We start from the raw sequence: 20,699 nt of genomic DNA, 5'->3' as shown, positions 1-20,699 counted from the left end.
AGATTCATAAGGGGGCGAGAAAATGGACTTTTTAGCCATTTTGGTAGCGCTCGTCTTTGGAGCTATCAGTCTTTTTACCGGCAAAGATCAGGAGGTTGAAAAAAATCCTAGGCCAGTAGCCGGACCAAAACCAACTCCAACCCCGTCTGGGAGGACCTATCAGGAAACAAGATCCCAAGAACGGGATACTGTGAGTCAGCGGGAGCGGAAAGACGAAAACATAACTACTGCAAGAGAAGCAACCAAAGAGCATACAATAACTTCTGAAAACAGCCATGTAGGTAGTCAAGATATTACCAAGAGCAAAATCGTTGAACCTTCCCTTTCGCTAGAACGACGAAAAGAACAAAACAATCCAGCTTTTAGTTCAATTTCGATGAAAAAGCAATTAAAGCAAAAGCGAATTGTCGAAAGTTTAATTATGAACGAAGTATTAAGCTCACCTAGAGCTCATAATCCTTATCGTTCAAACTATCAGCGAAAAATAAAATAAGGAATTTTCTTTAAGCACGAAATGTAGTGATACATTTCGTGCTTTTTTCATACATATATATTCAGGGAGGGGGCTATTTTGATGAACAAATGGCGAGGTCGAATGAAACAATGGGTAGCACATTATTTCAATCTCCCTGATGATGTATTACTTGATCTTCCGAGAATCACAACAATTGGCCAATTACACGCATATATTGAGAATCACCATGGCCTCGTAACATTTACTGAAAACGAAATTGTTGTAAAGACAAATCAAGGATATGTACGCGTTAGAGGAGAGAATTTTGTACTTAAGACTATGCTTCAAGAAGAAATCATTATAGAGGGTAAAATTCAGGATGTTCAATATGTAGATAACTAACACGTGCCTGGCACTTTATTGACTTTCGCCATTACTGGCGAAAATCGATTCTCAGTGCCTGGCACTTGCCGAATTTGGTACATGTTAAGGGGTGGAGTTATGAAATTTAAGCAAGGTCTGTTTTTTAAGGGGTACATAACGATACAAATTAAAGGAAAAAAGCCTGAATTGTTTTTAAATCAATGTATACGAGAGGACATAGCTATTTGGGATATTAGGAGAAATAGTGAAATGGAAATTGAGGCAAAGGTCCATTTGAAAAATTTAACTAACATTCGACAGATTCGGAGGAGGTTAGGATATAAGGTTTCTTTAAAAGAAAAAAATGGACTACCCTTTATTTTAGCACACCTTAGATTTAGAAAGCCCCTGATAATTGGTCTCTTTTTAAGCTTAGTCCTAATCTTTATTTTATCCAACATGGTTTGGCAAGTAAAAATTGTTGGGGTATCACCTGAAATGGAGTATAAAATACAAGAAAGATTGGATGATTATGGGTTAAAGGAAGGGGTATTCAAATTTACCCTTCGTTCGGTGGATGATATTGAACGTAATATTACCAACGAATTAAAGGATATAATGTGGCTTGGAATCGAGGAAAAAGGGACAACTTATATTGTACAAGGTGTGGAAAAAACAGTGGTAGACAAAGAACAAAAAAGCATGCCACAGCACCTTGTGGCGAGTAAAGATGGCACCATTATGGAAATGCTAGTTGAAAAGGGGTCACCTAAGGTAGCCGTTTATCAAAAGGTGAAAAAAGGTGATATTCTTGTATCCGGTATAATCGAGGAGGGAAATGGGAATATAAATGGTGAAAAAGAAGACGCGGATGACCAAAAAGACAGACAACAATACGTGCATTCCAAGGGAACGGTAATGGCTGAAACTTGGTATACAACAGAAACAACGGTACCACTGACATATAAGCATCAATCGCTAACTGGAGACAAAGACCATCACTACAGTCTAAAAATCGGAAATTTCTCTATTCCTATATGGGATTTCCTTTCTCCCGATTATAAGGAAAAGCACATGGAAAAAGAGGATAATTCCTTGTATTTCTTGAATTTTAAGTTACCTTTCTCCATCGAAAAGAAAACCATCTTCGAGAAAGAAACTACAACAGGGAAAAGAGATGAAAAAACAGCCATTGCTGAAGGGATTGCACAGGCAAAAAGAGAATTAAAAAAGCATACTAACCACGATGCTGAGATTCTAGATGAAAGAATTTTGCACGAAAAGGTAGAGAATGGTAAAGTAAAGTTAGAATTATTGTTTATTGTTAAAGAAGACATTGCAAAACCTCAACCCATTAATCAAGGAGAATAGAAATGCAGGATAACTTAAAGACAATAGATTTAGAACTTGCTTCACCAGACGAAGCACTATCCTTGTTTGGAACAGAAGATAGAAACCTGAAGCAATTGGAAGAGTTCTTACCCGTTACGATTGTAACACGGGGACAAACGGTCCAAGTATCAGGGAATGAAAATTACGTTCGGATAGTCGAGGAAGTATTACATGCTATATTAAAGGTTATTCGTAAAGGGTTAACCATTACAGAACGTGATGTGATTTATGGAATTGAACTAGCCAAAACTGGAAAAATAGAGCAGTTTGAAGCCTTATTTGAGGATGAGCTTACTAAAAATGCAAAGGGTAAATCCATACGAGTCAAAACACTCGGACAAAGAGAATACATTTCTGCCATCAAAACCAACGATTTAGTTTTTGGAATAGGCCCTGCAGGAACAGGTAAGACATACTTAGCTGTTGTAATGGCCATTCAAGCGTTGCGTTCAGGTAGCGTAAAACGTATTATTTTAACCAGACCAGCTGTTGAAGCAGGGGAAAGTCTTGGATTTTTACCAGGGGATTTAAAGGAAAAGGTTGACCCGTATTTGCGTCCACTTTATGATGCCCTCCACGATGTGATGGGTACAGAGCATACAGTTAGATTAATGGAAAGAGGCACTATTGAAGTTGCACCGCTTGCATATATGAGGGGACGAACACTTGATGATGCATTTGTGATTTTAGATGAGGCCCAAAATACGACGCCTGAACAAATGAAAATGTTTTTAACTAGGCTTGGTTTTGGGTCTAAAATGGTCATTAATGGGGACATCACACAAATTGACTTACCAAAAGGAGTTCGATCTGGCTTAAACGTTGCAGAAACACGATTAAAAGATGTAAAGGGTATCTCTTTTACTAATTTAAAGCAATCAGATGTAGTTAGACACCCACTTGTGCAAAAAATAATTGATGCCTATGAAGATAAGGATTAGTCAGCGATGTAAGACCCAATATTAGGGTCTTATTTCTGTATATAAAGAGATTTTAACACTTGGGAGTAGGGGAAATATGAGAAAGCCTTTATGGAAGAATATAAAAAACAAAATGGAAATGAAGGATTCTTCTGTTTGGATGATGATTTGTATCATCTTAATCGGTCTTTTTTTCTTTGTCATGGCAGCACCAAATCTTCAGCCACAATCCTATGAAATTGAGGAATTTACAGAGGCGCAAGAGACTATTTATTCTCCAGTTACGATAGAGGATCAAAAAGAAACGGAGTCTAAAATTCAAAGAGCAGTCCAAGCCGTAGATGAACAGTACACAATTTCTGATCAGATTACACAAGACCGCATGGAATACATCAATGAAATTTTTGATGCTGCTGAAAAAATTAACCAAATGGAGGCAGACGGTAAAGGAGAAAAAAGTGAAACAGAGCGTCTAAGTGAATACGAAAGCTTGTTAGGAAATGAAATTACTAAAAATGTCAATACTGAAACGTTGGCCACCATATTATCAGCGGAAGCAGAAGAGCTTCTAGAGGCTAAACAATTTTTACTAGAGCACACACGCGAAATTATGACCTCGGGCGTTAAAAGTAGTAATTTACGGCAAAAAGAGATTGAATTTAACCGTAATGTTGTGTATTCGCCATTTTCAGACTCACTAAAAGATGCTTTAAGTGAGCTTGGAAGCTTTTTTATCGTTGAAAATTCCTTCTTTGATGCTGAAAAAACGGCTGAAGAAAGACGTAAAGCAGCAAGTAATGTAGATCCCGTGATGATTAGAGCTGGAGAGACACTAGTTGAATCAGGGGATATGATCACGAGTGAAATATATGAGGACTTGCTTCTCGTGGGTGTCTTGAAAAATGAACGAAATCTACTGCCATATATCGGCTTAGGATTATTAATTCTCATTTTATCAGGTTTACTATACTTAGAATGGTTAAACCAACGAGATTGGGATAAGAAAACTGTATTTACCATTTTTATTATCAGTATTGGCGCCGTTTCTACTATGAAAATATTTAGTTATTTTGATACGAATGAGCTCCGTTTGTTTTTAGCAGTTCCAGCAGCAACTGGGGTTATGGTTATTAAATGGTTAATTAATGACAGATTCGCTATTATTCTTGCTATTATATATTCTGTCATGGCAGCTATTTTGTTTAATTTTCATATGCCCGGGTTTTTAAATGTGGAGGCAGGTCTATACATGCTCTTTTCCCAATTAACAGGCATCTACCTCTTTCAAAATATGAGAGATCGTGGTGAAATGGTTAAGGTCGGATTGGGTATATTAGTGGTAAACGTTCTTACCATTCTATTTTTCACTTTAATTTCGTTTACACCAATTGATTGGAGAGAATTATTCACACTGATTGGATTTGGGTTTGGAGGTGCATTTTTCACTTCTGTATTAACGCTCGGGCTCATGCCTTTTTTTGAAACAGGTTTAAATATATTATCAGAATCCAAGCTTCTAAGCTTGGCCAATCCGAATCATCCATTACTTAGAAAGATTTTAGTAGAGGCGCCAGGTACATATCACCATAGTGTTATGGTAGCAAACCTAAGTGAGGCAGCATGTGAGGCCGTTGGGGCTAATGGATTGTTGGCGCGAGTCGCAGCCTACTACCATGACCTCGGGAAAACTGTAAATCCACGGTATTTTATTGAAAATCAAATGGGGGAAAAAAATCCTCATGATTTACTACAACCTGAACAGAGTGCTAAAATCATAATAAATCACCCATATGACGGTGCATATTTACTAAGAGAACATAAAATGCCAAAGGAAATCACTGATATAGCCGAACAACATCATGGACAAAGCTTATTAAAGTTCTTTTATTACAAAGCTAAAGAAGCAGATGATGAAGTGAAACAATCCCAATATCGTTATCCAGGTCCAAAGCCACAAACAAAGGAAGCTGCTATCGTATTTATTTGTGACTCTGTGGAAGCGGCAGTACGTTCCATGAATCAACCTTCCGTAGAGAAGCTTGAGGAGGTTGTGAAGTCCATTATTCATGATAAGTTGATTGATGGGCAATTGTCGGAATGTCCATTGACTTTTCAAAATCTAAACCAAATTGAAATAGCTGTATGTGAATTGTTAAAAGGTATTTTTCATTCTCGTATAAAATATCCGGACCAAGCAGTAGCCGCAAAGGAGGAAAACTGATGCACATTGACTTTCTAGATGAAACAAAAGAGGTTACAGAAGAACACATTGATTTATTAAACAGATTATTAAAATTCTCAGCTGAGCAAGAGGAGATTAGTCACCAAGCGGAAATGTCCGTCACCTTTGTCAATAATGAGCAAATTCAAATGATTAATCGTAATTATCGCCAAAAGGACCAGCCTACAGATGTTATTTCATTTGCTATGCAGGATGAAGTGGAGGGTGAAATGGAAATCATAGGTGAAGAAGGACCACTTCTATTGGGTGATATTATTATTTCGATTGAAAAGGCTAAAGAACAGGCTAAAGAATACCAACATTCCTTTGAACGGGAGTTAGGCTTCCTAGCTGTCCACGGTTTCTTACATCTTTTAGGGTATGATCATATGGAAGAGGCAGATGAGAAAAAAATGTTTGCTAAACAAGAGGAATATTTAAATGAGTTCGGACTCAAACGAAAATAATGTGAAGAAGGGTATTGGTTTTGGGTTTGCGTTCAATGGTATATTACTTGCTTTTAGAGCGGAAAAAAACTTCCGAATCCATATCTTGATTGCTTTTGTAGTTATTACACTTGGATTACTTGTAGGTCTTTCCATTGTAGAATGGCTGTTAGTTTCGTTGTGTATCGGTTTTGTTTTAGTCACTGAAATGATAAATTCTGCAATAGAGGCGTTAATCGATCACCTATTCCCTGATTACCATGAGGTGGCAGGAAGAGTAAAAGACCTTTCAGCAGGTGCCGTTCTTGTAGCTGCTATATGCACAGCTGTAATTGGGGTAATTATATTCCTTCCAAAAATCTATCACATAATAGTTTAGCTCAAGTGTCTCCCAGTAAGGAAGGCACTTTTTTGTATTTATCGAAATATGGATAAACGTACAATTTTATAGTATGTTTGTGGAGATTTTGTCGTTTGTATGAAATTAATTTTAATTTATTGTAGAATAGAACTAACTAAAAAGCCGTTTCTGGTTTTTAATACGTATAGAAGATTCACTTAAACTATAGATGTACAAGCAAAACACCAATGGAGGATACAAAATGGATAATCAACCTTTTCGTTCAGGATTTATTGCAATCGTTGGCAGACCCAATGTTGGAAAATCCACATTTATGAACCGTGTAATTGGTCAAAAAATTGCTATTATGAGTGATAAACCGCAGACAACACGGAACAAAGTGCAGGGTGTGTTAACAGAGGAAGATGCTCAGCTTATTTTTATTGATACACCAGGAATCCATAAACCCAAGCATAAGCTAGGAGATTTTATGGTAAAACAGGCGGAGCATACCTTAAATGAAGTTGATATGATTTTATTTATGGTCAATGCGAAAGAAGGATATGGAGCAGGTGATCAATTTATTTTAGATCGACTGCAATCGGTGAAACAGCCTGTCTATTTAGTCATTAATAAAATTGATCAAGTCCATCCTGATGAGCTGTTGAAATTAATTGATCAATATCGGACTAAATTAGACTTTGCTGAAATTGTTCCAATATCAGCTTTAGAGGGTAATAACGTAGACCATTTATTAGATGTGATGAAAAATAATCTACCAGAAGGTCCGCAATACTATCCAGAAGATCAAATCACAGACCATCCTGAACGATTTATTATTAGTGAGTTAATTCGGGAGAAAGCATTACAACTAACCCGTGAAGAAATTCCGCATTCAATTGCAGTTGTCATTGACCAGATTGAGGAACGAGATCAACGAAAAGCAGTCTATGTTCAAGCAACCATCGTTACTGAACGTTCCTCACAAAAAGGAATTATCATTGGAAAACAGGGATCCATGCTTAAACAAATTGGTAAATTAGCGAGAAAAGACATTGAGGCACTATTGGGATCCAAAATTTATTTAGAGCTTTGGGTAAAGGTCCAAAAGGATTGGCGTAATCGTATGACACAATTACGTGAATATGGATTCAATGAGGATGAGTATTAACATACATGGAAAATATTAAAACTCATGAACCAACAATACATGGTCAAGCTATAGGTAAACATGTTTTTTCAGCACCAAATAGTTGAAAAAGCAGAAAGGTGGGTTTCGAAAATAATGATTGATTTTACATGGAAAGTGTTCAGTCAGACAGGGAATATTGAAACCTATTTACTTATGAAGGAACTTGAGAACTCACACAAACCAAAATCGGAATCAGAAGATGAAAAGGATATTGTGGAATTGGATTCTAATTTTTAATGTCCATAAAGTAAGGTGAAGTGTATTGGAAAAAGTCGAAGGTATTGTTATTCGTACGCAGGATTATAGTGAAACACATAAAATAGTAACATTATTTACGAAGGAAAGAGGAAAAGTAGGTCTTATAGCTCGTGGAGCTAAAAAGCCAAAAAGTCAAATGGCTGCGTTAACGCAGCCATTTGTTTATGGTGTTTTTTTAATTCAACCGAGCCGGAATTTAGGAACTTTATATCAAGGTGATGTAACGCATTCCATGAGGAAAATGCGGGAAGATATCATTAAAACAGCCTATGCAGCGTATTTAGCTGAGTTAACTGATAAGGTTTTAGAAAATCAAGCACCAGATCCCTTTCTATTCGACCAATTATTACATACTTTTGAACGTATAGAAAACGATGATAGTCCAGAAATAATTGCTATGATTTATGAGCTGAAAATATTTGAAAAGGGCGGCTTTGCCCCCGAGCTTAGGTATTGTGTCAATTGTGGCCGTGATGAAGGAATTACCCATTTTTCGATAACAGAGGGTGGATTTTTGTGCTCAAATTGTTCATATATGGACGAGAGAGCGGTTATGCTCAATAAAAGCTTGTTTAAAATCCTTCAGGCGATTCGATTTGTCAATGTAGAACGAATAGGGAAAGTTACAATTAAAGAAGAAAACCGAAAAAAGCTCCGTCAGCTGCTAGATGCGTATTATGATCACTTTGGGGGCTTCTATTTAAGGTCGCGAAAATTCCTGCAGCAACTAGACATTTTTTACGACCAATCATAATGCGAAACGTTCTACTTTATTTTTACCACCTTAATAGGCTATAATATTTATATATGGTATGTCATAATTAAACTTATCATTATCATACATGTCTTACTAATGATACGCAGTGTAATGAATGAGGTGGTGAAATCATGGAACTAACCGCACGCCAAGAACAGATTATTGAAATTGTTAAAGAAAATGGCCCGATAACGGGTGAAAATATAGCAGACCAGCTAAATTTGACGCGAGCTACTTTGAGACCTGATTTAGCTATATTAACCATGGCAGGATTTTTAGACGCCCGCCCTAGGGTAGGGTATTTTTTTACGGGGAAAACAGGTACCGAGCTTCTTACTGAAAAATTAAAAAAGATTACTGTAAAGGAATTTCAGTCTATACCGGTTGTAGTGAATGAAAATGTTTCAGTCTATGATGCCATTACAACAATGTTTTTAGAGGATGTTGGGACACTATTTGTTGTGAATGAAAAATCACTGTTAGTTGGGGTATTATCTCGGAAGGATTTATTGCGAGCGAGCATTGGCAAGCAAGACCTTGCTGATATTCCGGTACATATTATTATGACTAGAATGCCGAATATTACCTATTGTGAGAAAGACGACTTGCTTATTGAAGCCGCTCAGCAATTGATTGAAAAACAAATAGACAGCCTTCCTGTGATTCTGAAGAAGGACGAGGGTCTAGAAGTTGTGGGTAGAATCACCAAAACCAACATGACAAAGGTGCTTGTAAATTTAGTACGAGATGAGTTACATTAAACACAAGGATGGGAGGAGAGAGAATGGACCAACCAATTGTATACGTCGTATCAGATTCAGTTGGTGAGACAGCGGAATTGGTTGTCAAAGCCAGCTTAAGTCAATTTAATAATGGCAATTTCAAGATACAACGGATTCCATATGTAGATGATGAAGGTACGATCTTAGAAGCGATAGAACTGGCAAAATCGAATCAAGCGATGCTAGGTTACACACTTGTAAAGCCAGAGCTCCGAGCTTTTCTAAAGGAGAATGCAGAAAAGAATAAAATCATTGCTGTTGATATTATGGGACCGATGATTGACGCTATGAGTCAGCATTTAAATAAAGATCCAAGACTTGAGCCTGGTTTAGTACATAAACTTGATGAAGATTATTTTAAGCGGATTGAGGCTGTTGAGTTTGCTGTGAAATATGATGACGGAAGGGACCCAAGAGGCATACTACTTGCTGACATTATTTTAATCGGGGTATCACGAACATCGAAAACGCCATTGTCTCAATTTCTAGCCCATAAGAAATTAAAGGTGGCCAATGTTCCTATTGTTCCTGAGGTAGAGCCACCTGAAGAGCTTTATAAAATTCATCCAGCTAAATGTATTGCTTTAAAAATTACACCTGAGAAGTTAAATCATATTCGTCAAGAACGATTAAAAGCACTTGGTTTAAATGAAAGCGCCAATTATGCCAATATTAATCGCATAAAAGAAGAGTTAGATTATTTTAACAAGATTGTTGATAAACTCGGATGTCAGGTTATTGATGTATCAAACAAAGCAGTTGAGGAAACAGCTAATGTCGTGCAAAATATGATACGAGTAAAATAAAACAAAAAGGGTTTGTGAGAATTGCATTCTTACAAACCTTTTTCTGTTAAATTATAAAAAAACATAGTAAAATTAGTCATAATGTATTATAATTATTTTTTTGTGGTAAAAATGGAAATATGTTTAGAATTAAGTATAGTCGAATAAAATAGTAGTGATTTATTTTTTTGCATAGGAGGAATCAGATAAATTTTGTCGAAGTTCATTACCTGTATGGCAAAATTAAATCACTTACACGTTTACATTCACCATTTTTACATAATTTGTTACATTAGAAGTAATGTCCTGTTTGCTCAGTGAATAACATGTAAGAAGGTGTTCTTATAATTTAATAAGGCGTGCAATTGCCACATGGCGTTAAAATTAACAAAACAAAACTTTATTAAATTTTTGTCGATTTATGAAGGGATTTCTTTAAAAATCTAGAATATCAATAAAACATGGTGATTAAAATGCCTGAACAAGTATCAGAAAAATTTATAGACGACCTTAGATCAGATAGTGATATTGTAGAAATTGTAAGTGAGTTTGTACAGTTGAAAAAAAGGGGGCGTAACTATTTAGGGTTATGTCCTTTTCATAATGAAAATACGCCATCCTTTACAGTATCGCCAGACAAACAAATTTTTCGTTGTTTTGGTTGTGGGAAGGGCGGGAATGTCATTACCTTTTTAATGGAAATAGAAGGGATATCCTTCTATGATGCTATCTCCCGTCTAGCAGAAAGTACTGGTAAGAGTCTTCCTGATAACTTTAATGCTAGGAACCAGACTTCCTTAAGTGCTGAAGCCCAAAGTATGTTAGAGGCTCATGAATGGTTATCAAAATTATACCATCATTTGCTTAAACATACAAAAGAGGGTAAGGAAGGATCAACCTATTTAGACAATAGGGGGATTCAACAAGAAACGATTGATGCCTTTCAACTTGGTTTTGCACCAGATAAGGATAACTTTACGGCTTCTTTTCTTGAGAAAAAAGGATTTCACTTACAAACTATGGTAAAAGCAGGATTATTGACTAACCATCAAGAACAAAAGTTTAAGGATAGTTTTCGTGGCAGAGTGATCTTCCCTATCCGTAATCACCAAGGAAAAACGGTAGCTTTTGGTGGCAGAATTGTTTCCGATGGCGAACCGAAGTATTTGAATAGTCCAGAAACAGATTTATTTCATAAAGGAAATATGTTTTATAATTTTGATTTGGCTCGTAATCACATCCGAAAAACTGGCGAGGCTATATTATTTGAGGGTTATATGGATGTCATTACAGCTTATCAAGCTGGGATTCAAAATGGTATTGCATCTCTAGGTACATCCTTAACGGAGAAACAGGCGAGGCTGCTCCGTAGATATGTAGACCAGGTTGTGATTTGTTATGATGCAGACCCTGCAGGACTAGAGGCCACAAAAAAGGCAGCAAATATCTTACAAAATGCAGGATGTTATGTTAAAATTGCAAAGTTAAAACAAGGTATGGATCCTGATGACTATATCAAAGAGTATGGAAGTGAAAGCTTTAGAAATCATGTCATAGGCGCTAGTGTTACATACATGTCATTTCAACTAGATTATTTAAAAAAGGATTATAACCTTCAGGTAGAGAGCGAACGCATGCAATATATAGAAAAGGCATTAGATGAAATTGCAACAATCCAGAAGCCATTTGAGAGAGATCATTATTTAAAGGAACTTGGGGAACGTTTTGATATCTCAAAGGAAGCCATGCAGCAAGAAATTGCATATAGACGAAGGAAGTTCGAGAAATATAAGGATAATCAGCAACCTGAAAGACATACTAACATTAGAAAAAATGTAAATACAGATGAAAAGCTCTATCCTGCTTTTCATAATGCCGAACGTCATCTCATTTCCCTTATGCTAAAAAATAAAAATATTGCAGAACAAGTACAAGAGGAACTTGGGGGAAATTTCTTAATTACAGAGCATCAAGTTCTAGTCACTTATTTATACGCCTTTTATGAAGAGGGGCATGAGCCAAATGTAAGCCTATTTATGGAATATCTTCCAGAATCGGAATTGAAAAATCTGACGGCACAGCTTGCAATGAAAAACGTGTCAGATGAAATATCAGAGCAAGCTATTCAGGATTATATGTATACCGTTAAAAGTGAACACCATAGAAAGAACGAATTACAGTCGTTAGAATTGCAACAAAAGGAAGCAGAAAGAAATAATGACCCAGTTACGGCAGCGAAAATTGCCATGAATATTCTTAATCTTAAAAAGGAATGGAAACAATTGAAACATAGGTGAAGTTGTTTGGAAGGAGGGGTACTATGGCAGATAAACCATCTCGTGCGAAAGAAACAGATCAAGACTTAACCATAGACCAAGTAAAAGAACAATTAATTGAAATGGGTAAGAAACGTGGTGTACTTGCTTATGAGGAAGTTGCCGATCGGATGTCCCATTTTGAATTAGAATCAGACCAAATGGATGAATTTTACGAACATCTTAGTGAGCAAGGGATTGAAGTCATTGGTGACAATGATGAGGACCCAAGCATGCAACAAATAGCTAAAGAAGAGGAATTTGACTTAAATGACTTAAGTGTCCCACCGGGGATAAAAATCAATGACCCAGTTCGTATGTACCTTAAGGAAATCGGTAGAGTAGACTTACTGTCCGCTGAGGAGGAAGTTGAACTAGCAACACGTATTGAACAAGGTGATGAAGAGGCAAAACGCAGACTGGCTGAAGCGAACCTTCGACTTGTCGTAAGTATTGCCAAAAGATATGTTGGACGTGGTATGCTGTTCTTAGACTTGATTCAGGAAGGAAACATGGGTCTAATCAAAGCAGTTGAAAAGTTTGATTACCAAAAAGGTTTTAAATTTAGTACCTATGCAACGTGGTGGATTCGTCAGGCTATTACAAGAGCAATAGCCGACCAGGCACGTACCATTCGTATTCCAGTTCATATGGTTGAGACTATTAACAAATTAATACGGGTACAAAGACAATTACTACAGGATTTAGGACGTGAACCTACTCCAGAAGAAATTGCTCAAGAGATGGACCTTACGCCAGACAAGGTTCGAGAAATCTTGAAAATTGCGCAAGAACCAGTGTCACTAGAAACGCCAATCGGCGAAGAGGATGATTCACACTTAGGTGACTTTATTGAAGTTCAAGAAGCAACATCTCCATCAGATCATGCAGCCTATGAATTGTTAAAGGAACAGCTTGAGGATGTTCTTGATACACTAACTGACCGTGAAGAAAATGTTTTAAGACTTCGATTTGGCTTAGACGATGGACGCACACGTACACTAGAAGAAGTCGGAAAAGTTTTCGGTGTCACGCGAGAGCGTATTCGTCAAATTGAGGCTAAAGCGTTACGTAAACTACGTCACCCTAGCCGTAGTAAGCGTCTTAAAGACTTTTTAGAATAGGTAGTTTATTTTATGTTCAGTCGTTGTGCTCCTTGCATAACGACTGTCCCTTTTTTGTACAATCAATCAGTAACCAAGTTCCCTTTAATATTTGAGGAGTGGGCATGATGCAACAGGATCGTAAGCATGTAATTCTAAATGAATTACAATATTGGAAAAAGAATCGAATGTTACCCGATGTCTATTGTGATTATTTAATTGCACTCTATTCAGAAGGACAAGGGATAGATCACAAAAAGAAAAAAGCAAGACCAAAACGATTTTCAAAATTACTTATGATTGTGGATTTAATTTTTTTGCTTTTACTGATACCGTTTTCATTTCTTATCATACATTTTACTGAAATTAATCTTGGTTTGCAAATTGGCTTACTAATTTTATTGCTGACTATTGGTATCATCCATTTGTACTTTTTTTTATCGCTGAAGAAAACCTAAGCAATTTGTATTTGTAATGATTTTACTTTATCTTGGTAATATATATAAATAATGAGATTTCATTAAATTTTCATTTTTTCCCCTTTCTTTGCAGGATGTTTTAAAGTAAAATATGTATAGTTTGTATATACTTAATAATGATGTTCATAGGGGATTACATAAGGAGGAAAAATTATGAAAAAGAATCCAGTTATACCATACGCAATTATTGGTGTTTTAGGGATTGTTGCCATGATTATTTTAGCTTCTGTTGGGGCTAATCAAATGGATGAAGTTAGAGGTGAAGGTGAAGAAGGTAAGGCATCAGAGGAGCAAAGTGGCGGAGAGGCCGTTATGGATGCTGAAACACTCTTCCAAAATAATTGCTCCATGTGCCATGGTGCTGATTTAGCTGGGTCTGGATCTGCTCCAGCATTAAATAAAGTTGGTAGTAAATACTCAGCTAAAGAGATTGCTGATATAATTAATAATGGTAAAGGCTCAGGAATGCCAGGTGGACTTGTACAACCTGAACAAGCAACAGCATTATCTGAATGGCTTGCAGAAAAGAAATAAAATGAGGGAGAAAAGCTTTCTATTATAGAAAGCTTTTCTTTTTGGATACATAGGAAATGAAAAGTATAATAGCATAAAGTGAGGTTATGATTATGACCGATATCAATATCTCTGAACGTTTAAAAAGGATTTCGCAATATATTCCCCCTAAAAACAAATTTGCAGATATAGGCTCTGACCATGCATATCTTCCTTGTTATGTTTGTTTAGAGGACTTGTCTGCCTCAGCTATTGCTGGTGAGATTAATCAAGGCCCATTTCAAAAGGCACTCGAACAAGTTAATCGATATGACTTGCAAAACCGAATTGAAGTCAGACAAGGTGATGGCCTATCTGTAATTTATCCAAAAGAAGTACAAAGTGTTGTCATTGCTGGGATGGGTGGCACATTAATTACAAGCATTTTAGAACAAGGACATGAAAACCTTCGTGGAGTGAAACGGATTATTACCCAGCCCAATATTAATGCGAAAAGTATTCGTCAGTGGTTTAATGAGCATAACTATGACATTGTGAGTGAAGAGGTTTTAGAAGAGGATGGGTATTTTTATGAAATCGTGGTTGGGGATTATTCAGACTCGGATTTAACTACATTATCTGAAAAAGAATTGTATCTTGGCCCTATTAATTTAAGGAATAAGGGGGATGCATTTATTCAAAAATGGTCATCTGTGCTGGATAAAAAAATTCATATAGTCAAGCAAATGAAGGAAGCTACTCAACCCGACAAAGTGAAAATTACTGAATTCGAGCAGCAAATCAATTGGATTAAGGAGGAATTGTAACAATGAGTAAACCTATAACTGGCCAAGAATTGATTCGTATGTTTGAAGGATGGGTACCAAAGTCTCTTGCGATGGACGGAGATAAAATCGGATTACACGTAGGAACCTTAAACAAAAAAGTAAATAAGGTGATGGTTACCCTTGATGTACTTGAAAATGTAGTTGATGAGGCTATTGAAAATGAGGTCGACCTAATCATTGCTCATCACCCCTTTATTTTTAGTCCGCTAAAGGCTATTCATCAAGATCAAGAAAAAGGAAGAATAATTGAAAAGCTAATCAAACATGATATTGCTGTTTACGTTGCTCATACCAATTTAGATATGGCAAATGGTGGAGTGAACGATATGCTTATGGACGCATTAGGTATTCAAGATCATAAGGTTCTCATTCAAATGGGGAATGAGGAGCTCATTAAAATTGTGATATTTGTACCAGATTCCCATCAGGAAGAGGTTCGTAATGCACTGGGTGAGAGTGGAGCAGGCCACATTGGCTTATATAGCCACTGTACGTTTCAATCACCAGGCCAAGGTACATTTAAACCTCTAGAAGGAACCAATCCATACATAGGCTCTAAAGGAGAACTAGAGAAGGTTGACGAGGTTCGGATGGAAACCATATTACCTAAGTCTATTTTGCCTCAAGTATTAAAAGCAGCACAGGAAGCTCACCCATACGAGGAAATGGCTTATGATTTATATCCACTGCAAAATGAAGGGAATGCCTATGGACTTGGTAGAATAGGAAAATTAAAGGAAGCCATGACGCTTGAAGATTTTGCTGAGCATGTCAAAAGCAGTTTAGATTTACCTGCGTTAAGAGTGGTAGGTAATCTTAAGCGGAAGGTGCAAACCATCGGGGTCATTGGTGGAGATGGAAATAAATTTGTTTCCCAAGTAAAACGTAAAGGTGCTGATGTGTTTATTACGGGAGACTTATACTATCATACAGCTCATGACGCCATGGGAATTGGGTTAAATGTTATTGATCCCGGTCACCATATAGAAAAGGTAATGAAAGATGGCGTGAAGCATAAGCTGGAGAAAGAATGTAAAGATAAAAATTACGATATTGACATTATAACTTCTAAGGCAAATACCGAACCATTTCAATTTCTATAAAATAGCATTAAAAAAAGCCCCGATTCGCTTTTAGAATCGGGGCTCTTTTTACGCCTTTTTTTCTTTAACTTTAGGGAGAATCTTCTTTTTCTCAACGGTTGAAACAGGATTCCACTTATTAGAATCATCTGGTTCAAAGCCCTCGATGAATTTAATGACTTCCTTTGTAATAGGTGTTGGTGTGGATGCACCAGCGGTAATGGCTACCTTTGAGACACCTTCTAACCACTCACGTTTTAATTCGGATATATCAGCAATACGATATGCTTTGGTTCCAGCAATCTCTTCTGATACCTGTGCTAAGCGGTTTGAGTTGTTTGAGCGTGGATCTCCTACAACAATAGTTAAATCTGCTTCTTTTGCTTGCTCAGCTACTGCCTCCTGACGAACTTGAGTCGCCATACAAATTTCCTGAACCATTTCAGTTTGTGGAAACTTTTCTTTTACCTTTTGCATGACATCATAAACATCCCATTGGCTCATAGTGGTTTGGTTGGTCACAATGATTTTCTCTACATCTAATGTTAATTTTTCAACATCTTCCTCTGTTTGTACCACATGAACATGACCTGGTGCGACTCCCACGGCACCCTCAGGCTCAGGATGACCTTTTTTACCTATATAAACTACTTCAAAGTTCTCTTTAACTTTTTCCCGTATTAGATTATGGGTTTTGGTTACATCTGGACACGTCGCATCGAGTACTGTTAATCCTTTAGCTTTTGCACGCTCCATGACTTCTGGTGAAACCCCGTGGGCTGTAAAGATTACGGTTCCTTCTTCAATTTCTTCTAATAATTCTGCGCGATTTTTGCCATCTAGTGTAATGACACCTTCATCCTTGAATGCTTCTGTTACATGGTTGTTATGAACAATCATTCCAAGTATATAAATAGGCCTCGGTAGGTTCGGGTCCCTTGTTGCATTCTTCGCAATAACCATAGCATCAACTACCCCATAGCAATAGCCGCGCGGAGCAATTTTAATTACTTCCATCACATGTTTCCCCCTCATAAGCAAAATCTATTAGAAAACCTTGGCTAATCGCACATGGCGAAAGCCTTTTTCAAATATCAATCAACTATTTATTCCTGATTGTATAAGAAATATGTGTATGATTTTCTTGCTTTTCTTTTATTATAAAGGTTAGAAGACATTTAGACAAAAGTTTCGTGAATTGGCATTCTTGTGTCTACTCTTATATAATATACGTGCACGAATAAAAAGGAGAACTAAACATATGAAACAAAATCAGTTTGAAAAATTTGAGCTTCAACCATACTTATACCAAGTATTAGAACGTTTATCATTTGTAGAAGCAACTCGGATCCAGGAAGAAGTAATTCCTGTTGCTTTAACAGGGGAGAGTCTAATCGGTCAATCCCATACCGGTTCGGGGAAAACACACGCGTATTTACTTCCCTTATTCAACCAAATTGACGAGTCGAAAAAGGATGTACAAGTGGTTATTACCGTTCCGACAAGAGAATTGGCCATGCAAATTTTTGATGAGATTCGAAAAATCATTGATTACGGAGATAAAGAGGATTCATTACGAGCAAAACTCCTTATCGGTGGAACGGATAAACAAAAAATGATGGACAAATTAAAGGAGCCGCCACACATTGTGGTAGGTACTCCGGGAAGAATTCTTGATTTAGTTCAAGAAGGGGCATTAGATTTATACTCAGCTTTTGCCATGGTCGTTGATGAAGCGGACCTATTAATTGATTTAGGACTCATTCAAGAGACGGATCAAATTTTAGTTCGCATGAAAAAAGACATTCAGCTTATGGTTTTTTCTGCTACCATTCCAGTGCAGCTACAGCATTTCCTTAAAAAATATATGGAAAGCCCAAAGCATATTAAAATTGAGGATCAAGGACCTGTTCCAGAAAAAATGGAACATCGGCTTATGCCTTTAAGGCACAGAGAGCCTGCTGAAATGATTGTTGAAGTAACAAAGCTTATACACCCATATTTGGCCTTGATTTTTGTAAATAAAAAGGACAACGCTGATGAATTAGCAGCGCAGCTTTATCAAAAAGGCTTAGATGTTGGAATTATTCACGGTGGCCTGACTCCAAGAGAGAGAAAGCGAACATTAAAAAATGTAAAGGATTTAAAATATCAATACATTGTTGCAACAGACTTAGCGGCGAGGGGCATCGATATTCCAGGTGTTAGTCATATTTTTAATGCAGAGCTACCTAAAGACCCAGAAGATTATATTCACCGTGTGGGAAGAACAGCAAGAGCCGGCTTAGAAGGAACAGCCATTAGTTTCTATACGGATTATGATTATAAGCTCATAGAAAAATTAGAGAAATCAGGTATTTCCTTTACAAATTATGATATAAAAAACAATGACTGGGTTGAGGTTAAGGAGTGGAATCAACGAAAAAAGAGAGAAAAACATGACAATGAGTTAAATCAGGAAGCTTGGAAAAAGGTTCGTAAAAAGAAAAAGGTCAAACCAGGCTACAAAAAGAAAATGAAGAATGAGGCTGAAAAAATCAAAAGAGACCTAAAGAGGAAGCAGCAAGAGAAAAGATTTAAACGGGGAAAAAATTAACAAAGGAGAGGGAAGAATGTTAAAAATAGGATCACATGTTTCCATGAAGGGGAAGAAAATGTTAGAAGGAGCAAGTGAAGAAGCCGCCACCTACAATGCAAGTACATTCATGATTTATACAGGTGCACCACAAAATACGAGAAGAAAAGCGATTGAAGAGCTTAATATCGAAGCTGGAACTAAACACATGAAAGAACATGGGATTGAAGATATAATTGTACATGCCCCATACATTATCAATATCGGAAATACGACCAAACCAGAAACCTTTGAGCTTGGGGTAAATTTCCTTCGTTCTGAGATTGAGCGAACAGAGGCAATCGGAGCAAAGCAAATCGTCCTACACCCAGGTGCACATGTGGGAGCAGGTGCTGACAAGGGTATTCAAAAAATCATTGAAGGACTTAATGAAGTGATTGATCCAAAACAGGATGTCCAAATTGCATTAGAAACAATGGCCGGAAAAGGTTCCGAATGTGGAAGAACCTTTGAGGAACTAGCACAAATTATTGAGGGTGTCACTCATAACGATAAACTGTCGGTTTGTATGGATACTTGCCATATTCATGATGCAGGCTATGACATCATCAATGATTTTGATGGAGTTCTATCTGAGTTCAATCGAATCATTGGACTCGATCGTATTAAGGTTTTACACATAAATGACAGTAAAAATGAACGTGGGGCTCACAAAGACCGACATGAAAACATTGGTTTCGGAAAAATTGGCTTTGAGACATTAAAATATATTGTCCATCACCCAGATTTCATGAGCATTCCTAAAATTTTAGAAACACCATATGTGGGTGAAGACAAAAAGAACAAAAAGCCACCATATAAGTATGAAATTGAAATGCTGAAGGAAAAAAGCTTTAATGAAGAAATGAAAAACCATTTACTAACGGTATAAGAAAAACTCCGCTAAGGTTAGCGGAGTTTCTTATTTAAATAAATGATCGATGCCGTAGCTTTGAACCATATTTTGAAACAATTTATTAGCTTTTTGAGCCGTTTTTTCGTCTGTTACCTGGGCAATTTTTTTAAGTAATTTAAAACGATCACGCTCACTAAAGGGGTCAAGGGAGTTTTTTCGAACATAGGCTAAAATTTTGTCAGCTTGGTCATGGGTCAAGTGGAAGTTATATTGCTTACCATGCTTTATTAAATCCTTAGTTGTTAAAGAAGCAAATTTATCTCGCACCATTTGCCGAATCATTTTTTTCATAAAAGATCAACCTCATATTTGGATTCGTTAATACAGTATATGTTGTTAAATGTAAATGTTCACCCTTTTTCATAGTTGATGGTTAATAATCCCACGTAAGTTCAAAGAAATTCTACATAACATATGGTTGTACCTCTTCATGGAAAGTGAGGGATTGACCAAATGACTTCACAGAATAATGATGCCAATAATCACAATAGGGAAACAAATTATGTAGAAGGTGATTGGGGACCAAGCCCCGAGAATACGAATTATTATTCACAGGGGCAATTAGGTGCCAATTCCAATTTTGATGGTGCAGAGGACCTCGATATCAGGGAACAAAAAAGAGAAGAGGAATTTGCAGCGGAAGCAGCTATTGGAGCGGATGAATTAAATCGAGTCCGTGCAGGCGAACGTGAAACGCACATGGAAGAAGACGGTGAAGCAGGTTGGGGATGGGCAGCCATTATCCTATCTGTGTTAGCCTTTTTCATGTGGCCGCTTGTTATGGGTATAGCTGGAATTGTTGTCGGTGTTATGGCAAAACGAAGAGGTGCTGACACACTGGGTAATATTGCAATTGTAGCTGGTATCGCAGCAATTGTGATTAACTTAATATTAGCTCCATTTGTCTGACGAAATAGAAAGCCCCCAATATTGGGGGCTT

Annotated in this window: 23 protein-coding genes; 21 read left to right on the top strand and 2 right to left on the bottom strand. The window is 37.0% G+C overall.

All coding sequences use genetic code 11. The annotated features are described in order from the left end of the window. Positions 1-22 precede the first annotated feature (22 nt). The 18 genes from GH754_RS09790 (at position 23) to GH754_RS09705 (ending at position 16,250) form a co-directional block, all read left to right on the top strand. A complete protein-coding gene (locus GH754_RS09790) occupies positions 23-493 on the top strand; it encodes a hypothetical protein (protein ID WP_153728531.1) in 471 nt (156 codons plus the stop codon). An 81-nt stretch (positions 494-574) separates the two neighbouring features. Next, complete coding sequence (gene yqfC / locus GH754_RS09785) at positions 575-856, top strand: sporulation protein YqfC (protein ID WP_407690662.1); 282 nt, start codon at positions 575-577, stop codon at positions 854-856. 99 nt (positions 857-955) lie between these two features. Then, positions 956-2,188 carry a sporulation protein YqfD gene (yqfD, locus tag GH754_RS09780; protein ID WP_194841325.1) on the top strand — a complete coding sequence of 411 codons (1,233 nt, stop codon included), beginning with the start codon at positions 956-958 and terminating at the stop codon, positions 2,186-2,188. Positions 2,189-2,190: 2 nt separating this feature from the next. After that, complete coding sequence (locus GH754_RS09775; RefSeq protein ID WP_153728528.1) at positions 2,191-3,150, top strand: PhoH family protein; 960 nt, start codon at positions 2,191-2,193, stop codon at positions 3,148-3,150. A 76-nt stretch (positions 3,151-3,226) separates the two neighbouring features. Then, the gene (locus GH754_RS09770; RefSeq protein WP_153728527.1) at positions 3,227-5,350 is read left to right on the top strand and encodes an HD family phosphohydrolase; all 2,124 of its coding nucleotides are present in this window, start codon (positions 3,227-3,229) and stop codon (positions 5,348-5,350) included. After that, entirely contained in the window at positions 5,350-5,817 is a 468-nt protein-coding gene (gene ybeY, locus GH754_RS09765) for an rRNA maturation RNase YbeY (RefSeq protein WP_153728526.1), read from the top strand. The genes GH754_RS09770 and ybeY overlap by 1 nt, the downstream gene beginning before the upstream one ends. Continuing rightward, entirely contained in the window at positions 5,792-6,175 is a 384-nt protein-coding gene (locus GH754_RS09760; RefSeq protein WP_153728525.1) for a diacylglycerol kinase family protein, read from the top strand. Before ybeY ends, GH754_RS09760 begins: the two co-directional genes overlap by 26 nt. A gap of 223 nt (positions 6,176-6,398) precedes the next feature. Beyond that, a complete protein-coding gene (era, locus tag GH754_RS09755; protein WP_153728524.1) occupies positions 6,399-7,307 on the top strand; it encodes a GTPase Era in 909 nt (302 codons plus the stop codon). A 114-nt stretch (positions 7,308-7,421) separates the two neighbouring features. Beyond that, on the top strand, positions 7,422-7,565 hold the full coding sequence (locus tag GH754_RS09750) for a YqzL family protein (RefSeq protein ID WP_153728523.1): 144 nt from the start codon (positions 7,422-7,424) through the stop codon (positions 7,563-7,565). 25 nt (positions 7,566-7,590) lie between these two features. After that, entirely contained in the window at positions 7,591-8,340 is a 750-nt protein-coding gene (gene recO, locus GH754_RS09745) for a DNA repair protein RecO (protein ID WP_153728522.1), read from the top strand. Between the two features lie 134 nt (positions 8,341-8,474). After that, positions 8,475-9,104: a helix-turn-helix transcriptional regulator gene (locus GH754_RS09740; RefSeq protein ID WP_153728521.1), complete on the top strand. Its 630-nt coding sequence runs from the start codon at positions 8,475-8,477 to the stop codon at positions 9,102-9,104. A gap of 23 nt (positions 9,105-9,127) precedes the next feature. Further along, complete coding sequence (locus GH754_RS09735) at positions 9,128-9,931, top strand: pyruvate, water dikinase regulatory protein (protein ID WP_153728520.1); 804 nt, start codon at positions 9,128-9,130, stop codon at positions 9,929-9,931. A gap of 452 nt (positions 9,932-10,383) precedes the next feature. Then, positions 10,384-12,207, top strand: coding sequence for a DNA primase (dnaG, locus tag GH754_RS09730; protein WP_153728519.1), 1,824 nt, complete (start codon positions 10,384-10,386; stop codon positions 12,205-12,207). Positions 12,208-12,230: 23 nt separating this feature from the next. Continuing rightward, positions 12,231-13,349 carry an RNA polymerase sigma factor RpoD gene (rpoD, locus tag GH754_RS09725; RefSeq protein ID WP_153728518.1) on the top strand — a complete coding sequence of 373 codons (1,119 nt, stop codon included), beginning with the start codon at positions 12,231-12,233 and terminating at the stop codon, positions 13,347-13,349. Positions 13,350-13,456: 107 nt separating this feature from the next. Further along, complete coding sequence (locus GH754_RS09720; protein WP_153728517.1) at positions 13,457-13,786, top strand: hypothetical protein; 330 nt, start codon at positions 13,457-13,459, stop codon at positions 13,784-13,786. 174 nt (positions 13,787-13,960) lie between these two features. Next, on the top strand, positions 13,961-14,341 hold the full coding sequence (gene cccA / locus GH754_RS09715; protein WP_153728516.1) for a cytochrome c550: 381 nt from the start codon (positions 13,961-13,963) through the stop codon (positions 14,339-14,341). 92 nt (positions 14,342-14,433) lie between these two features. Further along, a complete protein-coding gene (locus GH754_RS09710; RefSeq protein WP_228550209.1) occupies positions 14,434-15,126 on the top strand; it encodes a tRNA (adenine(22)-N(1))-methyltransferase in 693 nt (230 codons plus the stop codon). A gap of 2 nt (positions 15,127-15,128) precedes the next feature. Continuing rightward, on the top strand, positions 15,129-16,250 hold the full coding sequence (locus GH754_RS09705) for a Nif3-like dinuclear metal center hexameric protein (RefSeq protein ID WP_153728514.1): 1,122 nt from the start codon (positions 15,129-15,131) through the stop codon (positions 16,248-16,250). 48 nt (positions 16,251-16,298) lie between these two features. Here GH754_RS09705 and GH754_RS09700 read toward each other — a convergent pair whose 3' ends face one another. After that, a complete protein-coding gene (locus GH754_RS09700) occupies positions 16,299-17,246 on the bottom strand; it encodes a 4-hydroxy-3-methylbut-2-enyl diphosphate reductase (protein WP_153728513.1) in 948 nt (315 codons plus the stop codon). 244 nt (positions 17,247-17,490) lie between these two features. On the opposite strand from GH754_RS09700, the gene GH754_RS09695 reads away from it, so the two are divergent. Together GH754_RS09695 and GH754_RS09690 are read left to right on the top strand one after the other, a co-directional pair. After that, positions 17,491-18,825, top strand: a complete 1,335-nt coding sequence (locus GH754_RS09695) for a DEAD/DEAH box helicase (protein ID WP_153728512.1) — start codon at positions 17,491-17,493, stop codon at positions 18,823-18,825. A gap of 16 nt (positions 18,826-18,841) precedes the next feature. After that, a complete protein-coding gene (locus tag GH754_RS09690; RefSeq protein ID WP_153728511.1) occupies positions 18,842-19,735 on the top strand; it encodes a deoxyribonuclease IV in 894 nt (297 codons plus the stop codon). Positions 19,736-19,765: 30 nt separating this feature from the next. Here GH754_RS09690 and GH754_RS09685 read toward each other — a convergent pair whose 3' ends face one another. After that, the gene (locus GH754_RS09685) at positions 19,766-20,050 is read right to left on the bottom strand and encodes a DUF2624 domain-containing protein (RefSeq protein ID WP_153728510.1); all 285 of its coding nucleotides are present in this window, start codon (positions 20,048-20,050) and stop codon (positions 19,766-19,768) included. Between the two features lie 162 nt (positions 20,051-20,212). On the opposite strand from GH754_RS09685, the gene GH754_RS09680 reads away from it, so the two are divergent. After that, positions 20,213-20,668: a hypothetical protein gene (locus tag GH754_RS09680; protein ID WP_153728509.1), complete on the top strand. Its 456-nt coding sequence runs from the start codon at positions 20,213-20,215 to the stop codon at positions 20,666-20,668. Positions 20,669-20,699: the final 31 nt, after the last annotated feature.

This window comes from Salinibacillus xinjiangensis, from assembly GCF_009649735.1.
In the GTDB taxonomy this organism is placed as follows: domain Bacteria; phylum Bacillota; class Bacilli; order Bacillales; family Alkalibacillaceae; genus Salinibacillus; species Salinibacillus xinjiangensis.
The sequence above is the reverse complement of the archived record's forward strand: the minus strand, read 5'-3'. Positions and strand labels throughout refer to the sequence as shown.

Excerpts from the sequence above, each read along its gene's own strand:
- GH754_RS09680 (WP_153728509.1), top strand. The coding sequence starts at position 20,213 with ATGACTTCACAGAATAATGATGCCAATAATCACAATAGGGAAACAAAT.
- GH754_RS09685 (WP_153728510.1), bottom strand. The coding sequence starts at position 20,050 with ATGAAAAAAATGATTCGGCAAATGGTGCGAGATAAATTTGCTTCTTTA.
- era (WP_153728524.1), top strand. The coding sequence starts at position 6,399 with ATGGATAATCAACCTTTTCGTTCAGGATTTATTGCAATCGTTGGCAGA.
- yqfC (WP_407690662.1), top strand. The coding sequence starts at position 575 with ATGAACAAATGGCGAGGTCGAATGAAACAATGGGTAGCACATTATTTC.
- dnaG (WP_153728519.1), top strand. The coding sequence starts at position 10,384 with ATGCCTGAACAAGTATCAGAAAAATTTATAGACGACCTTAGATCAGAT.
- GH754_RS09700 (WP_153728513.1), bottom strand. The coding sequence starts at position 17,246 with ATGGAAGTAATTAAAATTGCTCCGCGCGGCTATTGCTATGGGGTAGTT.
- GH754_RS09705 (WP_153728514.1), top strand. The coding sequence starts at position 15,129 with ATGAGTAAACCTATAACTGGCCAAGAATTGATTCGTATGTTTGAAGGA.
- GH754_RS09710 (WP_228550209.1), top strand. The coding sequence starts at position 14,434 with ATGACCGATATCAATATCTCTGAACGTTTAAAAAGGATTTCGCAATAT.
- GH754_RS09695 (WP_153728512.1), top strand. The coding sequence starts at position 17,491 with ATGAAACAAAATCAGTTTGAAAAATTTGAGCTTCAACCATACTTATAC.
- GH754_RS09750 (WP_153728523.1), top strand. The coding sequence starts at position 7,422 with ATGATTGATTTTACATGGAAAGTGTTCAGTCAGACAGGGAATATTGAA.
- GH754_RS09740 (WP_153728521.1), top strand. The coding sequence starts at position 8,475 with ATGGAACTAACCGCACGCCAAGAACAGATTATTGAAATTGTTAAAGAA.
- GH754_RS09790 (WP_153728531.1), top strand. The coding sequence starts at position 23 with ATGGACTTTTTAGCCATTTTGGTAGCGCTCGTCTTTGGAGCTATCAGT.
- ybeY (WP_153728526.1), top strand. The coding sequence starts at position 5,350 with ATGCACATTGACTTTCTAGATGAAACAAAAGAGGTTACAGAAGAACAC.
- GH754_RS09735 (WP_153728520.1), top strand. The coding sequence starts at position 9,128 with ATGGACCAACCAATTGTATACGTCGTATCAGATTCAGTTGGTGAGACA.
- GH754_RS09760 (WP_153728525.1), top strand. The coding sequence starts at position 5,792 with ATGAGTTCGGACTCAAACGAAAATAATGTGAAGAAGGGTATTGGTTTT.
- rpoD (WP_153728518.1), top strand. The coding sequence starts at position 12,231 with ATGGCAGATAAACCATCTCGTGCGAAAGAAACAGATCAAGACTTAACC.
- cccA (WP_153728516.1), top strand. The coding sequence starts at position 13,961 with ATGAAAAAGAATCCAGTTATACCATACGCAATTATTGGTGTTTTAGGG.
- GH754_RS09690 (WP_153728511.1), top strand. The coding sequence starts at position 18,842 with ATGTTAAAAATAGGATCACATGTTTCCATGAAGGGGAAGAAAATGTTA.
- GH754_RS09720 (WP_153728517.1), top strand. The coding sequence starts at position 13,457 with ATGCAACAGGATCGTAAGCATGTAATTCTAAATGAATTACAATATTGG.
- yqfD (WP_194841325.1), top strand. The coding sequence starts at position 956 with ATGAAATTTAAGCAAGGTCTGTTTTTTAAGGGGTACATAACGATACAA.
- GH754_RS09770 (WP_153728527.1), top strand. The coding sequence starts at position 3,227 with ATGAGAAAGCCTTTATGGAAGAATATAAAAAACAAAATGGAAATGAAG.
- GH754_RS09775 (WP_153728528.1), top strand. The coding sequence starts at position 2,191 with ATGCAGGATAACTTAAAGACAATAGATTTAGAACTTGCTTCACCAGAC.